Raw genomic sequence first — 17,100 nt, forward strand, 5'->3', positions numbered from 1 at the left:
TGACATCGCTACTCACCCGCACTGCTTGGCGTGAGCTGCGATGGCGGGATTCGACTCTCGTTCCACAGTTCGATCATGCGCCTGTTGCCATGCTTGGCGTCGATACCGAGCAGGCTCAGCGAAGCCGGGTTCAGGGCAAAGTGCTGGCCCTCGACGAGGTCTAGGCCGATCCAGCGGGCGGCCAGTGCTGCGCTGAATTGGCCATGGGAGAACAGCGCTACCGTGCCTTGCATCCTGCACAGACGGGCGATAAGTCGGTCGGCTCGCGCACTCACCTCACTTGGCGACTCGCCACCTGGGCAGCCGTCGCGCCAGATGTCCCAACCTGGATTGTCGCGGCGGATATCCACGGTAAGCCGGCCTTCGTAGTCACCGTAATCCCATTCCGCCAGGTCGGGTTCGGTCACGCTCCCGGCATGACTGCCGGCGAGCGTGCAGGTCTGCTGTGCGCGCAGACGCGGGCTTACCAACACCTGCGAGAAGGCCAACGCCTGCAGGCGCGGAGCCAGGGCACGGGCTTGATCTTCGCCGTGCGCGGTCAGCGCGAGGTCGGTCACGCCGGTGTGCTGACCCGTCAGTGACCAGGCGGTTTCACCGTGGCGAATCAAGCAGACGTTCATGCCAAACCGCCTGCAGTTTCCAGCGCGGGACGATATGTGCCACGCAGCGCAGCGGCATTGCAGCGCGCGCGGTGCAACAACGCGGTTTGAGCGATAACGCGGTTGCCATCATCACCTGCCCACGTCGCTAAAGCAGGCTGTTGCAGCGCGCGCCCGAACGAGAAAGTCAGCGGCCAGGGCAAGGCCGCTGCGGGTGCTACCAGCGCACTATGGTGCAGATGCATGGCGTTCAGCCGCGCCGTTGCCAGCTCTGCGGGCTGACCACCAGACAGAAAGGCAATACCCGCCACGGCGGCCGGTACGCTGCGCAGCAAGCAGCTCAGCGTGGCATCGGCAACCTCGTCGAGAGACACAGGCGTGGCGCAATCTATACCGGGAAGCAACATATTCGGCTTGAGAATCATGCCCTCCAGCACAACGCCTTGCTGGTGAAGCTGCTCGAAGACGCGGTGCAGCACCTCGGCGGTGGCATCGCTGCAGCGCGCTAACGCATGCCCACCCTCCATCAGCACCTCGGGTTCGACGATGGGCACCAGCCCAGCCTCCTGACACAGCGCGGCATAGCGGGCCAAGGCATGTGCATTGGCCTGGATGCAGGCGCGGCTGGGCAAGCCGTAGCCGATGCTCAGTACGGCTCGCCATTTGGCGAACCGGGCGCCCTGCGCGGCATAGCGCTGCAGGCGTTCGCGCAAGCCGTCCAGCCCTTCAGTCACACGCTCGTCAGGATGCCCCGCGAGCGCCTTAGCGCCGCTGTCCAGCTTGATCCCGACGAGAATGCCCGCAGCATTCAGCACCTCGATAAACGACGTGCCGTCGTCGCTGCGCTGCTGCAAGGTTTCGTCGAACAGAATCACACCGCTGACAAACTCGGCCAGCCCAGGTGCCGTCACCAGCAGTTGCCGGTAGCGCCGCCGGGCCTCCTCGGTCGGGGCAATAGCCAACTCGGCAAAACGTCGGTTGCAGGTGCCGATGCTTTCATCCATCGCCAGCAAGCCCTTGCCCGGTGCCATCAGAGCCTGGGCACTGGCAATCAAGGGATTCATGTTGACGCAGCCGCCGGCAACGCTTGCTCAACGCCATCCAGCGCCTGGCGGATGGCCGTGATGATCAGCGCGATGGCCAGTGGTTCATCGATCTCCGGTACATCCCATTCGGCGATGGCCAGGTACTTATCAACCAACTGCCGCACATCAGCGTTCAGTTGTTCGCGGTGGGCTTGCAGTTCCAGCTGTTCAAGTTGCGGCATGGCTACCTCCCGCGTTCCAGCGCCAGTTGCGAATTTCCGGCATATCCAGGCCGTGCTCGCGGATGTAGCGGCTGTGTTCAATCAGCTTGGCCGCGAGCTTTGCCTGCAAAGCGACTCCGGCCGCGCCGGTTTGCGGCAAACGGTCGATGCTGTCCATCACCAGATGGAAGCGATCCAGCTCATTGAGCACTGTCATGTCGAAGGCCGTGGTGATCGTGCCCTCCTCCTTGTAACCACGTACATGAAAGTTGCCGTGGTTAGTGCGCCGGTAGGTCAGCCTATGAATCAGCCAGGGGTAGGCGTGGAAGGCGAAGATCACCGGTTTGTCGCAGGTGAACATTGCATCGAAGTCCGCATCCGCCATGCCATGCGGATGCTCGCTGGGTGGCTGCAACTTCATCAGGTTGACGACGTTGACCACGCGGATGCGCAGTTCGGGTAGCTCTTCACGCAGGATGGCAACGGCCGCCATGGCCTCCAGTGTCGGCACGTCGCCGCAGCAGGCCATAACCAGATCAGGTTCCTCGTCAGCCTGCACATTACCGGCCCAGTCCCAGCTGCCGATGCCGGCGGCGCAATGTGCCTCGGCAGCGTCCATCGTCAGCCATTGCGGTGCCGGGTGTTTACCGGCCACCACCACGTTGACGTAATGACGGCTGCGTAAGCAGTGGTCCATCACCGACAGCAGGCAGTTGGCGTCAGGCGGCAGGTAAACGCGCACAACCGAAGCTTTCTTGTTGACCACATGGTCGATAAAGCCAGGGTCTTGATGGGTAAAGCCGTTGTGGTCCTGACGCCAGACATGCGAGGCCAGCAGGTAGTTCAGCGAAGCAATCTTCGGCCGCCAAGGCAGTTCGGCGCTGACCTTCAGCCATTTGGCATGCTGGTTGAACATTGAGTCGACAATGTGGATGAACGCTTCATAGCAATTGAACAGACCGTGGCGACCAGTGAGCAGATAACCCTCCAGCCAGCCCTCGCACTGGTGCTCGCTAAGCATTTCCAGCACCCGGCCCTGCGCAGCCAGCCACTGGTCGCCCGCTGCGGTGGCTGCGTCCCACTGCCGATTGGTTGCTTCGAACACCGCCGCCAGGCCGTTGGAAACGGCCTCGTCTGGACCGAAGATACGGAAGTTGCGCTCAGGCTCGTTGAGCCGGGCGACATCGCGCAGAAACGGCCCGAGCACCCGCGTATCACCGATACCAGTGGTACCAGGCACAGGCACCTGCATGGCGTACTCGCGGTAGTCGGGCAGGTGTAAATCTTGCAGCAACAAGCCGCCGTTGGCATGTGGGTTGGCCCCCATACGCCGCTGCCCGCTTGGCGCCAATGCCGCTAACTCAGCGCGCAGTGCGCCGTTTTCATCGAATAGTTCTTCAGGTCGATAGCTGCGCAGCCAGTCTTCCAGCTGTTGCAAGTGGCCCGGATGCTCAGCGGGATGAAGGGGAACCTGGTGCGAGCGGAAGTTACCTTCGCAGGGTTGCCCATCAACCTCCTTCGGCCCGGTCCAGCCTTTGGGCGAATTGAGCACGATCATCGGCCAGCGCGGCCGTTCGCTCTGTCCGTGCTGCCGAGCCTGGCGCTGAAAATCCTTGATCGCCTGCACCGCCCGCTCCAGCGCAGCCGCCATCAATACATGCATAGCTTCAGGTTCGTGGCCTTCGACGAAGATCGGCGTCCAGCCGCAGCCGTGCAGAAACTGCTCCAGCTCCTTGTGGCTGATGCGCGCCAGCACTGTCGGGTTGGCGATTTTGTAGCCGTTGAGGTGCAGGATCGGCAGCACCGCGCCGTCGGTGGCCGGGTCCAGAAACTTGTTGGAATGCCAGGCGGTGGCCAGCGGCCCGGTCTCTGCTTCGCCATCGCCAATGACGCAGGCGACGATCAGCTCGGGGTTATCAAACACCGCGCCGAATGAGTGGCTGAGCGAGTAGCCCAGCTCGCCGCCTTCGTGGATCGAACCTGGGCATTCGGGCGAGGCATGGCTGGGAATGCCGCCAGGAAACGAGAACTGCCGGAACAGCTTCTTCAACCCGGCTTCGTCGCGGCTGATTTCGGGATAGACCTCGCTGTAGCTGCCCTCAAGGTAGGTGTTACCGACCACCGCAGGGCCACCATGGCCGGGGCCTGAGACGTAGATCATGTCCAGGTCATGGGCCTTGATCACGCGGTTCAAGTGCGCGTAGATGAAGTTCTGCCCCGGCGTCGTACCCCAGTGCCCAAGCAGCATGGGTTTGACGTCAGCCAGGGTCAGCGCGCGCTTGAGCAGCGGGTTGTCCCACAAAAAAATCTGCCCCACCGAAAGGTAGTTGGCAGCGCGCCAATAGGCGTCCAGGCGTTGCAGAGAGTCGTTAGCGCGGTCATTGGTCATCGCTTAACCCTGGGCGCAAGTATCGCCTATGTCTGTTCGCCAGCGCACATCGCGCGAGGCCAACCTCAGCCCTCTGCAATGTGTGTGTGCGGCAACGAACAGACGTCAGCGCCTGCCGGCCAGCACATTACTTGCTCATTTGCGGTGGCTTGCACTGCACGCACCGCCGCTGCCCTCTACGGCCCACGAATGCATCCTGTCGATGTGCTGTGGTCGCCCCCCTAAAGGAAGACTCCCCATGTTGCACAGCCAGAAAGATATCGAGAAGTGCGTTATCAGTGCGGCCGACGGCGACATCGGCCAGGTTAAAGATATTTACTTCGACGATCACGCCTGGGCTACCCGCTACCTCATCGTCGACACCGGAACTTGGTTGGCAGAACGCAAAGTGCTGATTTCGCCTATTTCTATCAACCGCCTCGATTGGGCGCAGAACAAGCTTCACGTCGCAATCACCCAAGAGCAAGTCAAGCACAGCCCCATCATCGACACCGACAAGCCAGTGTCCCGGCAGCATGAGATGCAGTACATGGGCTACTACGGCTACCCCAACTACTGGGGCGGCACCGGGATGTGGGGCAACGGCATGCTGCCGATGGGCTTATACCCCGGCTACGCAGAGCTCCCAGGTGGCAACGTAGCGTTGCAACCGAGCAACGAACAAAGCGACATGGCCGACCAGGCGAGACACCGTGACGACGACCCACACCTACGCAGTTGCAAAGCGGTTATCGGCTATCACATCCACGCCATCGATGGCGAAGTCGGCCATGTTGATGGGTTTCTGATTGATGACGAGAGCTGGGCCATCCGCTATCTCGTGATCAATACCAGTAACTGGTGGGTCGGGCACAAGGTGCTAATCACGCCGGAGCAGATCAAGGGCGTGCATTGGCCGGACAGAACCGTGACCGTTGACCTGAGCCGCGAGGCGGTGAAGGCTGCACCCGCCTACGACGCGCTGATTGAGCTGAACCCGTAACGCGCAGCGCAGCAGAGTCGCCAGCCTATGGATCGGCAAGAACAGGCGCACGCTGGCACTCGTTCGCCTATCAGCGCGAGCAGCGCTGCCAGCACGCGGCCTGCTTGGCAAGCGTTGCTCAGCCACCATGCGCAGATAGGCAACACGCACCTGCGCGAGCTGTTCGCTGCCGACCCCGAGCGCGGCACACGCTGCACGGTCAGCGCAGCCGGGCTCTACCTCGACTACTCAAAGAACCGCATCAACCAGCAGACCTTGACGTTACTAATGGCGTTGGCCCGCGACTGCTGCCTGCTAGAGCGCCGCGCGGCGATGTTCCGCGGTGAGCTGATCAACACCAGCGAACAGCGCGCTGTGCTGCATACCGCCCTACGCGCACCGGCCAGCGAACACCTCTGGCTGGAGGGCGTCGAGGTCATCGCCCAAGTGCAGGCAGTGCTGGCGCGGATGGCCAACTTCAGCGAGCAGGTGCGCAGCGGCACGTGGCTCGGCCATAGCGGCAAGCCGATCCGTCACGTGATCAACATCGGCATCGGCGGCTCCGATCTCGGCCCAGTGATGGCCTACGAAGCGCTGCGGCATTACAGCCAGCGTGACCTCGATATCAAATTCGTCGCCAACGTCGATGGCACCGCGCTGGCCGAAGCCACGCGCGGGCTGGACGCAGCCGAAACGCTGTTTATTGTCTGCTCCAAAAGTTTTGAAACCCTAGAAACGCTGACCAACGCGCAGGCCGCGCGCGCCTGGTGCCTGCAGCAGTTACATGACCAGGCCGCAGTCGCACGCCACTTTGTCGCCGTCTCCAGCAACGCCGAAGCAAGCGCCGCGTTCGGCATCGCTCAGGCGCTGATATTCCCTCTGTGGGACTGGGTCGGCGGTCGCTACTCGATAGCCTCGGCCATCGGTTTGTCGACCATGATTGCCATCGGCCCGACGCACTTCCACAACCTGCTGGCAGGCATGCGCGCCATGGACGAGCATTTCTGCCAGGCGCCGCTGGAACAGAATATGCCGGCCCTGATGGGCCTGCTGGCGGTCTGGAATAACAACTTCCTCGGCATGGCTACGCAGGCGGTGCTGCCCTATGAACGGTACCTGGCGCGCTTCCCGGCTTACCTGCAACAGCTGAGCATGGAAAGCAACGGCAAGCATGTCACGCGCGACTGCCAGCCCGTGGGCTGCGCAACATCGGCGATTGTCTGGGGCGAGCCGGGCACCAACGGCCAACATTCGTTCTACCAACTGCTGCACCAGGGCACGCAATGGGTGCCCTGCGACTTTATCGGCTTCGGCCAGAGCCTCAACCCGATGGGCAGCCCAGGCGGTCGTATCGACAGTCAGCACGATCTGCTGATGGCCAACCTGTTCGCCCAGGCCGAAGCCTTGGCCTTTGGCAAAACCGCCGACGAGGTGCGCGCCGAGGGCGTAAGCGAAGCCCTGGTGGCGCATCGCGTGTTCGACGGCAACAGGCCCAGCAACACCCTGCTGGCGCGCCAACTAACGCCACATACCCTGGGCGCACTGGTAGCGCTGTATGAACACAGCGTGTTCTGCCAAGGCGTGATCTGGGGCATTGACTCGTTCGACCAATGGGGCGTGCAGCTCGGCAAGCTATTGGCCGAGCGCACGGCCGCTGAACTGGCGAGCAGCGACACCGCCGCGCTGGCGCACGACAGCTCGACCAACGCACTTATCCAGCATTACCGCCAACTACGCGAGGCACAGCCGTGACGCAAGCAACGGAGCAAACCCTCGACCTGCTGTGCATCAACACCCTGCGCACGCTGGCCATCGATCAGGTGCAAAAGGCCAATTCCGGCCATCCGGGCACGCCGATGGGCGCCGCGCCCACGGCCTACTGCCTGTGGCAACGCTTCTTGCGCTTCGCCCCTGAAGACGCCGCCTGGCCTGATCGCGACCGTTTCGTGCTGTCGGTCGGCCACGCCTCGGCGTTGTTGTATGGGCTGTTGCACTTGTGCGGCGTCAAGGCCGCGACCAGCCAGGACGCCACGCGCGAAGGCCTGGCGGTGACCATGGCCGACCTGCAGAGCTTTCGCCAAGCCGGCAGCCGCTGCACCGGGCACCCGGAACACGGCTGGACCAGCGACGTGGAAACCACCACCGGCCCGCTTGGCCAAGGTCTGGCGAGCAGCGTCGGCATGGCCGTCGCCCAGGCCTGGCTGGCTGCCACCTATAACCGCCCTGGCTTCAACCTGTTCAGCCATCGCGTGTTCGCCCTGGCTGGCGACGGCGACATGATGGAAGGCATCAGCGCCGAGGCGGCCTCACTGGCTGGCCACCTGAAGCTGGCAAAGCTGTGCTGGATCTACGACTGCAACCAAATCAGCATCGAAGGCGCAACGGCCATCACCTTCACCGAGAACGTCGGCGCGCGCTTCAGCGCCTGCGGCTGGCAAGTGCTGCAGGTGCGTGACGCCAATGACATCGAGGCCACGGCGCAGGCGCTGCAAACCTTTGCCAACAGCCACGACCGGCCCACCCTGATCATCGTGCACAGCCACATCGGCTATGGCGCGCCGCATAAACAGGACAGCGCCGCGGCCCATGGCGAACCGCTGGGAGTGGAGGAAGCGCGCGGCGCTAAACGCTTTTACGGCTTTGACCCGGATGCGAACTTCGCCGTGCCGGATGGCGTGCGCGAGCATTTCACGGCGCACTTTGCGCAACGCGGTACCGCTGCTTACCAGCAGTGGCAAACCTGTTTTGACGCTTACCGCGTGCAGTACCCCAACCTGGCAGAGCAGATCGAGCAGATGCAGCGGCGCGAACTGCCCGGTAACTGGGACACCGCCCTGCCGACCTTCGAAGCCGACGCCAAAGGCCTGGCCACGCGCGATACCTCGGGCCAGGTACTCAACGCGATTGCGGCCAACCTGCCCTGGTTACTCGGCGGTGCAGCTGACTTGGCTCCCTCGACCAAAACCGCGCTGGACTTTGCTGGCGCTGCAGCCTTTGAGCCTGGTGCGTACGCTGGGCGTAACTTTCACTTCGGCATTCGCGAACATGCCATGTGCGCGGCAGCCAGCGGTATGGCCTTGTCCGGCCTGCGCCCGTTCGCCGCCAGCTTCTTGATCTTCAGCGACTATGCGCGCGGGGCGATGCGCCTGGCCGCAATGATGGGCCTGCCGGTGGTCTACATCTGGACCCACGACTCGATTGCCATGGGCGAAGACGGGCCCACGCACCAGCCCATAGAACAACTGGCCTCACTGCGCGCCATGCCCGGCATGCTGACATTGCGCCCGGCCGACGCCAACGAGGTGGTCGAAGCTTGGCGCGTGTTCATGGGCTTGCGTAACCAGCCAGCCAACCTGGTGCTGTCGCGCCAAGCGCTGCCTACGCTGGACCGCAACCACTATGCCAGCGCCACTGGCGTTGCCCGTGGGGCCTATGTGTTGGCCGATACCACCGATGGCCACCCCGACCTGCTGCTACTGGCCAGCGGCAGCGAAGTGGCCTTGTGTATCGCTGCCTATGAGCAACTGACGCAGGAAGGCCTCAAGGTGCGCGTGGTCAGCATGCCGTCGTGGGAGCTGTTCGAGCTGCAAAACGAGTTCTACCACGAGAGCGTGCTACCCGAAGCGGTGCAAGCCCGCGTCTCGGTCGAGGCCGCAGCAGCGTTGGGTTGGGAGCGCTATGTCGGCCGCCACGGCGAGATCATCGCCATGCACAGCTTTGGTCTGTCGGCACCGGGCAAGGTGGTGCAAGCACATTTTGGCTTCGACCTCGCTCATGTGCTGGCGGCGGCCCACCGCCAATTAGCACGGCACGGCTGTTTAGCCATTCATGAGCCTGAGGAAATAACGGTTTAGGCGACGCCAGACGCGCGGAGATCAGCCACCCTTCAGCACCACTCGCCGCCTGCGCCAGGCTCACGCCAGCAGTTGCATAATCCACTGCGTCTGCCGGGCAACCTTCTGCACCTTCTCCTCGGGTACCGCCTGCTTCGCCTGAGCGAAATCGGCCAGGGTCTGCTGCTTCAAACTCAGCAGGCGTTGCCACTTGGCCAGGAACGCCGGGCTGCGCACCTGCATCTGCAGCGGGCCAAAGTACAGCTCTTCGGCGCTGTAGATCACCGGCCCAGAGCGTTCGGCAACGATGATTTCGTAGGCAAAGCGATTTTCCCGCAGCACTTCCTCGCAAAGGATGCGGTAGCCATTTTCCATCAGCCATTGGCGCAGCGGCTGCTCACCGCCGTTGGGCTGCAGGATCAAACGCTCTTGACCACTCAGGCGAGCCTTACCACTCTCAAGGATGTCGCGAATCCTCTCGCCGCCCATGCCGCAGATGCTGATTGCCGTGATTGCGTCGCCCGCCTCAATAGCCGCCAAACCATCTGCCAGGCGCACGCTGATCCGTTGGCCCAGATCACTCTCACGCACGCTACGTTCGGCCGCATGGAACGGCGTCAAAGCCACCTCCCCCGCCACTGCAGCCGCGATGGCCCCACGACGCATCAGCGCCACCGGAAGATAGGCGTGATCCGAGCCAATATCAGCCAGCCGTGCACCTGCCGGCACATGCGCCGCCACACGTTCCAGGCGCATTGATAATGTCTGCTCGTTCAACTCCAGCCCCTTCTCAGCATCGACATCCGGCCGTAGGGCCGAATCGGAGCGCGATTCTGTCGAGCAACGCCGTACATGGCAAATCCCGGCGACCAGCGCTATGCGCCCAGCCCGTACCTGGGGCTCGGGGAGCACCGGCGGCGGGTCTAAGTGATGGACTTTTTTGGCCGATTTTTGCCGGATGCTTCTGGCTGGAGTCGGCCAGAGCGGTCAGGAGCGTTCAGTCTGACCTCTAAATAATCCTATCCTCTTTTCCCCAAGGCGATTAGCTCGGAAACCGATCCTGGCCTCCGGAAAGTGGCACTTGCTACCAGATGCCAGAAAAGCGGCGCTGAGTGCATTACTGGGCTGAAGATGCAAAGGGAACCAGGGCTGCCGTGCTCAGCAAGCGCCAGTCGTATGTCGGCCCGGCGGCATGCCGAATAGGCGACGGTATTCGCGACTGAACTGCGACACACTTTCATAGCCTACGGTGAATGCCGCGGTACTAGACGAGGCTCCTTCCCCGATCATCAGGCGACGCGCCTCGATCAACCGTAGCTGCTTCTGAAACTGCAGCGGCGTAAGCGACGTGTGCTTGCGGAAATGATTATGGAATGAGGATGTGCTCATGCCGGCTACGGAGGCCAAATGTCCCACCGGCAAGGGTCGGTTGAACTCGCTACGCAGCACCGTCACTGCCCGCGCGATACGCTGCGCATTGCCGTCCGGCCAGCCCAGACGACTGATTGCCGAACCATGCCGCCCAGCAAGCAACCAGTAGTGCAGCTCGCGCATCAACGAGGCATGCAGCACCGTCGCTGAAGCAGGGCGATCCAGCAAGCGCATCAGTCGCAGCGCCGCGTCAACGACCTCAGTGTCAGTCGGCTCGATCTTTATCGGCGCCGCCTCAGGGCTCGGAGTGGACTTCATTTCTTCCATTAACTCGGTGAGCAAGGCTGGATTCAGATCGATCACCAGCGAGATGTACGGTACCCCGGGACTTGCCTGAACAATCTGGCTGACCGTCGGTACATCGGCGGTGACCAGCAGGGAATCTCCCGCGCTGAAGGTAAAGGTCTGAGTTCCCATCATCACCTGTTTGCGGCCTTGCAGGACGAGACAGGCGAGAGGCCGGGTAATGGCGTAATCCAGCCCACTGGATTCATGTGTACGGATGATGGTCAAGCCGGAAATGGGGACATGGGCAAGGCTATTTGGGCCGAAATGTCTATCCAGATACTCGCGAACGACCTTCAGCAATGCTGCGCTCATCGGGGTTTACTCAGGCTGGACTTGGGCACGTTGCTCACCATTGGAGAAATAGGCAAAAAACTTCGAGGTTCCAGTAAGGACGGGATTACCGCCTAGATCACAGAATGAAATCCCCTTCACAAAGCAGAGGATTTTTACCATGACCAAGATCGCTATCGTAACCGGTTCCAGCCGTGGCCTCGGCCGTAACACCGCCCTGAGTATCGCGCGTCAGGGTATCGACGTGGTTGTCACCTATCACAGTCAGATCGACGCCGCACTGGCCGTGGTAGCCGAAGTCGAAGCACTGGGGCGTAATGCTGTCGCGCTGCAATTGGACGCCGGCAACGTCACCACCTTCCCTGCCTTCGTGCAGCGCCTGCGCCAGGCTTTGCGCGAGACCTGGCAGCGTGAAAACTTCGACCATCTGGTCAACAACGCGGGCCACGGGGACATGGCCGCGATTGTCGAAACCACCGAAGCGCAATTCGATGCTCTGGTGAACGTGCATTTCAAAGGCGTGTTCTTCCTCACCCAGGCATTGCTGCCGTTGCTGGCCGATGGAGGTCGTATCGTCAACATCTCTTCGGGGCTGACGCGCGTCTCCTATCCCGGCTTCTCCGCCTACTCGGCGGTCAAGGGCGCGGTGGAGGTACTAAGCCTGTACATGGCCAAGGAACTGGGCAGCCGGGGCATCGCGGTCAACACTGTGGCGCCGGGAGCAATCGAGACCGATTTTCTGGGCGGTGCGGTGCACGACATGCCGGATCTGAACAAGGTGTTCGCGGACATGACGGCGCTCGGCCGCGTTGGCGTGCCCGACGATATCGGCCCGATGATCGCCAGCTTGCTCGGCGAGCAGAATCGTTGGATTAATGCCCAGCGTATCGAGGTCTCCGGCGGCCAGGCGATCTGAGCTGCCAGGCGCGAACATACAAGCGCGAAGCCCTTGCCAGGATGCCCGAGTGGCGCCCTGCTCCTGACCGCAGGGCGCGAGCAGAGCATGGAGCCGCTCGGCACTGCGGTTGAACCATCGCATACTGCCAGAGAGAAAAGGAGACACCATCATTTAGGCTACTTCTGGCCGTTATCTGCCTGTCGAGTTAGGCAGATAACGGCCAAAAGCAGAAACTGAAGAAAAGGCTACGAAATTAATGTTGATTCAGATCGTCAGTACTGGGGCCGATAAAGCGACCCATCACTTCAGCACTCGTGCATTTTCCCCTAAGTACACAGGCGTGCCGTGGCGTTGGGCTTAGTTAGGTTGGCCAACGCTGAGGGGCGACTTCCTCAGCTAAAACAGAATCCCGTTTACAAAAAATCCTGCTCCTCACCATCTCGCCATCGAACGCCTGACGATCAAAGAATACTCATTGTTTATGGTATGGCAGTCACCCGTGGCCGCTTGCTGCAGGTCTTTGCTCAATAACGATTGGCTTCTCAACGATCACCGCGTAATCCAGCTACTCCTGTTTTCAACGTGATGCCTTGCTGAGTTGATACCGCCCGAGGCGGGCCTCAATGAGCAATCGTTGCCTAGCAGTTGTGTGTGTTGCCGTACCGACAACCCAAACAGGGCCCGCTTAGGCTGGTGTCTGATTCGCTACTGCGCAGTGCAGTCGACCGCTAAGGACCACTGCCATGAAAACAGTTATCACGCTCACGCTTGCACTGCTGTCGCCCGTCAACGCCTGGGCGCAGTTCTCGAACAGCCCGATCCCCGATTTCACGGCGACCGCGCTGACTGGGGAAAAAGTCAGCGCCGCCCAGTTGATCGGCCAACCGACGATCCTGATCGTCACACCAAGCACGGATGCCGCCAAGCACACCCGCATGTGGGCCAAAGCGCTGCGCAAAAACATCGACCAGACCCAAGTGCGTATCAGGGACGTGCTGGCTATCGACCTGCCGTTCTTTATGAGCGAGGAAGACGCGATCGGCCGGGCTAAGGAAAAGATCCCGGCGCGCTACCAAGACCAGACGTGGATCTTGAGCGAGTCCAGCCTAGAAAGCGCTTTGAATATCCCGCGCGACAGTGCCAGGGCGTTCGTATTCGTGCTCGACGCGCAAGGCAAGGTCATCGCCCGCGTCGAGGGCGCGCCGGATGAGGCCAAAATCCGCGAAGTGGAAATGGCAGTCGGCTCGACTCATTAGTGCGGCGCCTGCTGACCACACGCCATTCATGGAGACATCCCAATGCACATAGGCGAACTGCAAGACGTTTTATTGAACTGGCTTGCGCATGGCCTTAGCGGTTTCAGCGGTTGGCAGATCGTCATCTATACGCTGGTGGCAACGCACATCACGATCGCCGCGGTCACCCTCTTTCTGCACCGCAGCCAGGCGCATCGCTCGGTCGAACTGCGACCGCTGGCTGCACATTTTTTCAGGTGCTGGCTCTGGCTCACCACCGGCATCGTGACTCGCGAATGGGTGGCGGTGCATAGAAAGCACCACGCCGCCTGCGAAACGCCCGAAGACCCGCACAGCCCCCAGACCCGCGGCATCTCGGTCGTGTTGCTGCGCGGTCGCGAGCTGTATGTGGCCGCCGCGAAGGACCGCCAGATGCTCGACCAGTACGGAGCCGGCACGCCCAACGACTGGATCGAGCGAAAACTCTACACGCCGCACAGCTTGTACGGCGTCGGTTTGATGCTGGTGATCAATCTGCTTGCATTTGGGGCGATCGGCCTAACCGTCTGGGCGGTGCAGATGCTCTGGATCCCGATCACCGCCGCTGGCATCGTCAACGGTATTGGCCACTGGTGGGGGTATCGCAACTTCGAGCTCGCCGACGCAAGCCGCAATTTCGTGCCGTAGGGCATCCTGATTGGCGGTGAGGAGTTGTACAACAACCATCATACCTATCCGACTTCGGCGAAGCTGTCGGTGCGGCGCTATGAGTTCGACCTCGGTTGGGCCTACATTCGCGGCCTCGAAATGCTCGGGCTGGCCACTGTGCGCCGAGGCCCGCCGCAGTTGCTGCTCGGCTCGGCGCGACCGGTGGCGGATGCAGCCATGCTGAACGCGATCATCGCCAACCGATACGAACTGATGGCGAATTATGCGAGGCGCTTGCACCGCGCGGCCCTTGTCGAATGGTCGCGGTTGCGTGCGCAAGGCCACTCAGTCGAGCTTGCGAACTTGTGCCGCGCGCGGCGCTGGCTGCACCGGGACGTGCGCCATATGCCGACCGCCAGGCAGCGGCAGGCGTCGAGCGCGATTCAACAAAGCCAGGTACTAACCGAACTGGTCACGATGCGCGAACAACTGCGACCGCTGTGGGCACTCTCGGACGCATCCGGCGCACAACGTGTAGCCGACTTGCAGGCTTGGCTGAAGACAGCCGAGGCCAGCGGTAGCGAGACACTGCACGAGTTCGCGGCGATGCTGCGGGCGGTCCGCGCTTGAGATGCCGCGCCCGCCCTGATTGCATGGCTTGGACCGATGTAGAGGGACGAAAAGCCAGCTTCGGTTCGAGAACTTACACCTTACAGAGGGCCTGTTCAGTGCCTGTTTGGGCGCTTAGTTCGAGGCTGACGAGTGGAAGTGAGGCGCCGTGAAAACGTTGCTGCAGAAGTACTGGTATCGACTTAGATCCAGTTTATGGTTCGTGCCAGCGACCATGGCGTTCCTGGCCGTGGCACTGGCCTTATGCGCCGTCGGTCTCGACAAGACCGTTACTGACGACTGGCTGCGGCTATTGGGCTGGAGTTATTCGGGTGGTGCCGAGGGTGCCAGCCTACTACTGGGCACGGTGGCGGGGTCGATGATTGCCATCGCCGGGACGGTGTTCTCGATGACACTGGTGGCGCTGTCGCTCGCCTCGTCTCAGTTGGGCCCGCGCCTGCTGCGCAACTTCATGCGCGACACCGCCAACCAGGTGGTGCTGGGCACCTTCGTGGCCACGTTTTTATACTGCCTGCTCGTGCTACGCACCATCCGGCGCGCCGACGAGGTGGCATTCGTGCCTCATCTCTCCATCAGCATCGGCGTATTGCTGGCCATTATCAGCGTTGGCGTGCTGATCTACTTCATCCACCACATCTCGGTCTCGATACAGGCGGATCAGGTCGTGGCTCGGGTCGGCCAGGAACTCGGCAATGGTATCGACAGGTTGTTTCCCGCTGACCTTGGCAACCCTGGGTCCGACGCCCCAAAAGCGCCAAGCGAGGTTAACCTGCCAGCGGAGTTCGAACGCGAGGCATGCCCTGTGGCTGCCCTTAAAGACGGCTATATCCAGATGATCGATGCTGACGCCCTGATGGAGATAGCCAGCAAAGAAGATCTGCTGCTTCGGCTGGAGCGCCGGCCTGGGCACTACCTCGCCAAGGGCCGGGCAATACTGATGGTCTGGCCCGCGGATCGTCTCACTGAAACCCTTGCGGACAAATTAAACGCCGCCTTCGTGCTGGGGAACCAGCGCAGTGCCGCCCAGGATGTCGAGTTCTCCCTCCAGCAGTTGGTCGAGATCGGCTTGCGGGCATTGTCACCGGGTATCAACGACCCCTTCACGGCGGTCGCCTGCGTGGATCGGCTGGAATCATCCCTATGCCGCCTAGCCCAGCGCGACATGCCATCCCCCTATCGATTCGACAGTCACGGGCAGCTGCGGCTGGTAGCTTCGGGGGCCACTTTTGCCGGCATTGTTGATACGGCCTTCAACCAGATCAGGCAAAGCGCTCGCTCGAACCCGGCCGTGGCAATCCGCATGCTCGATGCCATCGCCCAGATCGCAGGTCACGTGAGCTCCCAGCAGCAGGCGACATGCCTTCAACGCCAGGCTTGCATGATCGTCAAAGGGGCGCGAGAAGCCGTGCCGGAAGCGGAAGATGTGCTCGCCGTCGAGGTGCGCTTCGCAACGACGACAATTGCGCTGCGAAATTTTCGCAGCTGAGGCAACGATGCGTCTCACCATCAACCGCTCACTGTGGGCCAGGCACCCACATGAACATCGATAACGGCGATGGCAGCAATCAGTCGCTGGATTTTCGCGAGCCGAATGTCCGGGCGTAGACGCAGGTGAACTCTGCGCCGATCAGCAGGATCTGCGCAGAAAAGTACACCCAGAGCAGCACCACCACTAACGAGCCGGCCGCACCAAAGCCTGACGCGACGTCGCTGCGGCCGATGTAGGCGCCGATCACCACCTTGCCCACGGTGAAGAGCAACGCCGCGAGCAATGCGCCGAGCCACACATCGGACACTAGGACGCGCTGGCGCGGCATGATCTTGTAGATCAGGCCGAACATCAGCGCCACCAGCAGGAAGCCGCCAAGCGCATTGCCGATCTCCACCACGGTTTGCCAGCTGCCCAGCACGGGCTCCAGCTGACGGCCCACGGCAGCCAGCAGCGCACTGGCGACCAGCGACACGATAAGCAGGAAGCCCAACGCGAGGACCATGCCGAATGCCATCAAGCGGGCGCGCATAAGCGAGAGCCAGCCCGTCTTACGCAACCCCTCCGGCACCTGCCAAATCCGGTCGAGCGCGTTCTGCAGTTCGGCAAACACGGTGGTCGCGCCAACGAGCAGCAGCACCAGCCCCACGGCGGTGGCCGTCAGTCCCTCGGCGGGCTCGCGTACGCTGACCAGCAGGCTTTGCACCACGCCCGCGCTGCGTTCACCCATCAGGTCCTGCAGCTGCGCCTGAATCTCACCGCGAGCGGCGTCTTCACCGAACAGCAGCCCAGCCATCGAAATCACCACCAGCAGCAGCGGCGCCAGCGAGAATATTGTGTAGTAGGCAAGCGCCGCGCCCATGCTCGGCACATAGTCGTCGAGCCAGGAGCTCGCGACCTACTTGGTCAGCCCCCACCATGCAGCAGGCCGGCCGGACAGCGTCACAGGCGCTCGCTATTGAGCAGGGTATCAGCGGTGTTCATGTCGATTCCTTCGCGGGTTTCTGCCGCGCCCTACAGCCGCTGCCCAGATGGGCCGGCAGCCAGCACGCATTAGCAGACGCCAATCACAAGCAGCCTGCCCCGTGTGTGCGAGCGGGTCTGTACGACAGCGCACACTCGACTGTTCGGTAACGCACCGTGCAGTGCGCGCAGATCGCGA

The 17,100-nt window shown here is 62.0% G+C and carries 14 protein-coding genes and 1 pseudogene; 8 read left to right on the plus strand and 7 right to left on the minus strand.

Features of this window, described 5'->3' with window-relative positions:
* Positions 1 to 8 precede the first annotated feature (8 nt).
* The 4 genes from ACIGEK_RS20310 to ACIGEK_RS20325 are packed head-to-tail and all read right to left on the minus strand — an operon-like array spanning position 9 to position 4,234.
* The gene (locus tag ACIGEK_RS20310) at positions 9 to 620 is read right to left on the minus strand and encodes a histidine phosphatase family protein (RefSeq protein WP_397495055.1); all 612 of its coding nucleotides are present in this window, start codon (positions 618 to 620) and stop codon (positions 9 to 11) included.
* A complete protein-coding gene (locus ACIGEK_RS20315; RefSeq protein ID WP_397495056.1) occupies positions 617 to 1,663 on the minus strand; it encodes a class I fructose-bisphosphate aldolase in 1,047 nt (348 codons plus the stop codon). The genes ACIGEK_RS20310 and ACIGEK_RS20315 overlap by 4 nt, the downstream gene beginning before the upstream one ends.
* Positions 1,660 to 1,866, minus strand: coding sequence for a hypothetical protein (locus tag ACIGEK_RS20320; protein WP_397495057.1), 207 nt, complete (start codon positions 1,864 to 1,866; stop codon positions 1,660 to 1,662). Before ACIGEK_RS20320 ends, ACIGEK_RS20315 begins: the two co-directional genes overlap by 4 nt.
* Entirely contained in the window at positions 1,853 to 4,234 is a 2,382-nt protein-coding gene (locus ACIGEK_RS20325) for a phosphoketolase (protein ID WP_397495058.1), read from the minus strand. The genes ACIGEK_RS20320 and ACIGEK_RS20325 overlap by 14 nt, the downstream gene beginning before the upstream one ends.
* 238 nt (positions 4,235 to 4,472) lie before the next feature.
* On the opposite strand from ACIGEK_RS20325, the gene ACIGEK_RS20330 reads away from it, so the two are divergent.
* Genes ACIGEK_RS20330 through tkt form a run of 3 tightly spaced genes read left to right on the plus strand, consistent with a single transcriptional unit; the run spans position 4,473 to position 9,049 of the window.
* A complete protein-coding gene (locus ACIGEK_RS20330; protein WP_397495059.1) occupies positions 4,473 to 5,216 on the plus strand; it encodes a PRC-barrel domain-containing protein in 744 nt (247 codons plus the stop codon).
* Between the two features lie 27 nt (positions 5,217 to 5,243).
* A complete protein-coding gene (gene pgi / locus ACIGEK_RS20335; protein ID WP_397495060.1) occupies positions 5,244 to 6,947 on the plus strand; it encodes a glucose-6-phosphate isomerase in 1,704 nt (567 codons plus the stop codon).
* Entirely contained in the window at positions 6,944 to 9,049 is a 2,106-nt protein-coding gene (tkt, locus tag ACIGEK_RS20340; RefSeq protein ID WP_397495061.1) for a transketolase, read from the plus strand. Before pgi ends, tkt begins: the two co-directional genes overlap by 4 nt.
* A gap of 60 nt (positions 9,050 to 9,109) precedes the next feature.
* Here the strand turns inward: tkt and ACIGEK_RS20345 are convergent, their stop codons facing one another.
* Together ACIGEK_RS20345 and ACIGEK_RS20350 are read right to left on the minus strand one after the other, a co-directional pair.
* The gene (locus ACIGEK_RS20345; RefSeq protein ID WP_397495062.1) at positions 9,110 to 9,805 is read right to left on the minus strand and encodes a tRNA (adenine(22)-N(1))-methyltransferase; all 696 of its coding nucleotides are present in this window, start codon (positions 9,803 to 9,805) and stop codon (positions 9,110 to 9,112) included.
* Between the two features lie 381 nt (positions 9,806 to 10,186).
* The gene (locus tag ACIGEK_RS20350) at positions 10,187 to 11,059 is read right to left on the minus strand and encodes an AraC family transcriptional regulator N-terminal domain-containing protein (protein ID WP_397495063.1); all 873 of its coding nucleotides are present in this window, start codon (positions 11,057 to 11,059) and stop codon (positions 10,187 to 10,189) included.
* 139 nt (positions 11,060 to 11,198) lie between these two features.
* Between ACIGEK_RS20350 and ACIGEK_RS20355 the strand changes: the two genes are divergently transcribed.
* The 5 genes from ACIGEK_RS20355 (at position 11,199) to ACIGEK_RS20375 (ending at position 15,935) form a co-directional block, all read left to right on the plus strand.
* A complete protein-coding gene (locus tag ACIGEK_RS20355; protein ID WP_397495064.1) occupies positions 11,199 to 11,954 on the plus strand; it encodes an SDR family NAD(P)-dependent oxidoreductase in 756 nt (251 codons plus the stop codon).
* 725 nt (positions 11,955 to 12,679) lie between these two features.
* A complete protein-coding gene (locus ACIGEK_RS20360) occupies positions 12,680 to 13,192 on the plus strand; it encodes a peroxiredoxin family protein (RefSeq protein WP_397495065.1) in 513 nt (170 codons plus the stop codon).
* A 42-nt stretch (positions 13,193 to 13,234) separates the two neighbouring features.
* The gene (locus ACIGEK_RS20365; RefSeq protein ID WP_397495066.1) at positions 13,235 to 13,858 is read left to right on the plus strand and encodes a fatty acid desaturase; all 624 of its coding nucleotides are present in this window, start codon (positions 13,235 to 13,237) and stop codon (positions 13,856 to 13,858) included.
* A gap of 24 nt (positions 13,859 to 13,882) precedes the next feature.
* Positions 13,883 to 14,449 carry a transposase gene (locus tag ACIGEK_RS20370; protein WP_397495067.1) on the plus strand — a complete coding sequence of 189 codons (567 nt, stop codon included), beginning with the start codon at positions 13,883 to 13,885 and terminating at the stop codon, positions 14,447 to 14,449.
* 148 nt (positions 14,450 to 14,597) lie between these two features.
* Entirely contained in the window at positions 14,598 to 15,935 is a 1,338-nt protein-coding gene (locus tag ACIGEK_RS20375) for a DUF2254 domain-containing protein (RefSeq protein ID WP_397495068.1), read from the plus strand.
* Between the two features lie 79 nt (positions 15,936 to 16,014).
* Here the strand turns inward: ACIGEK_RS20375 and ACIGEK_RS20380 are convergent.
* Positions 16,015 to 16,812, minus strand: a pseudogene (locus tag ACIGEK_RS20380) (YihY/virulence factor BrkB family protein); the annotation flags it as partial.
* Positions 16,813 to 17,100: the final 288 nt, after the last annotated feature.

The organism is Pseudomonas sp. NPDC079086 (genome assembly GCF_044542155.1).
Classification (GTDB): Bacteria; Pseudomonadota; Gammaproteobacteria; order Pseudomonadales; family Pseudomonadaceae; genus Aquipseudomonas.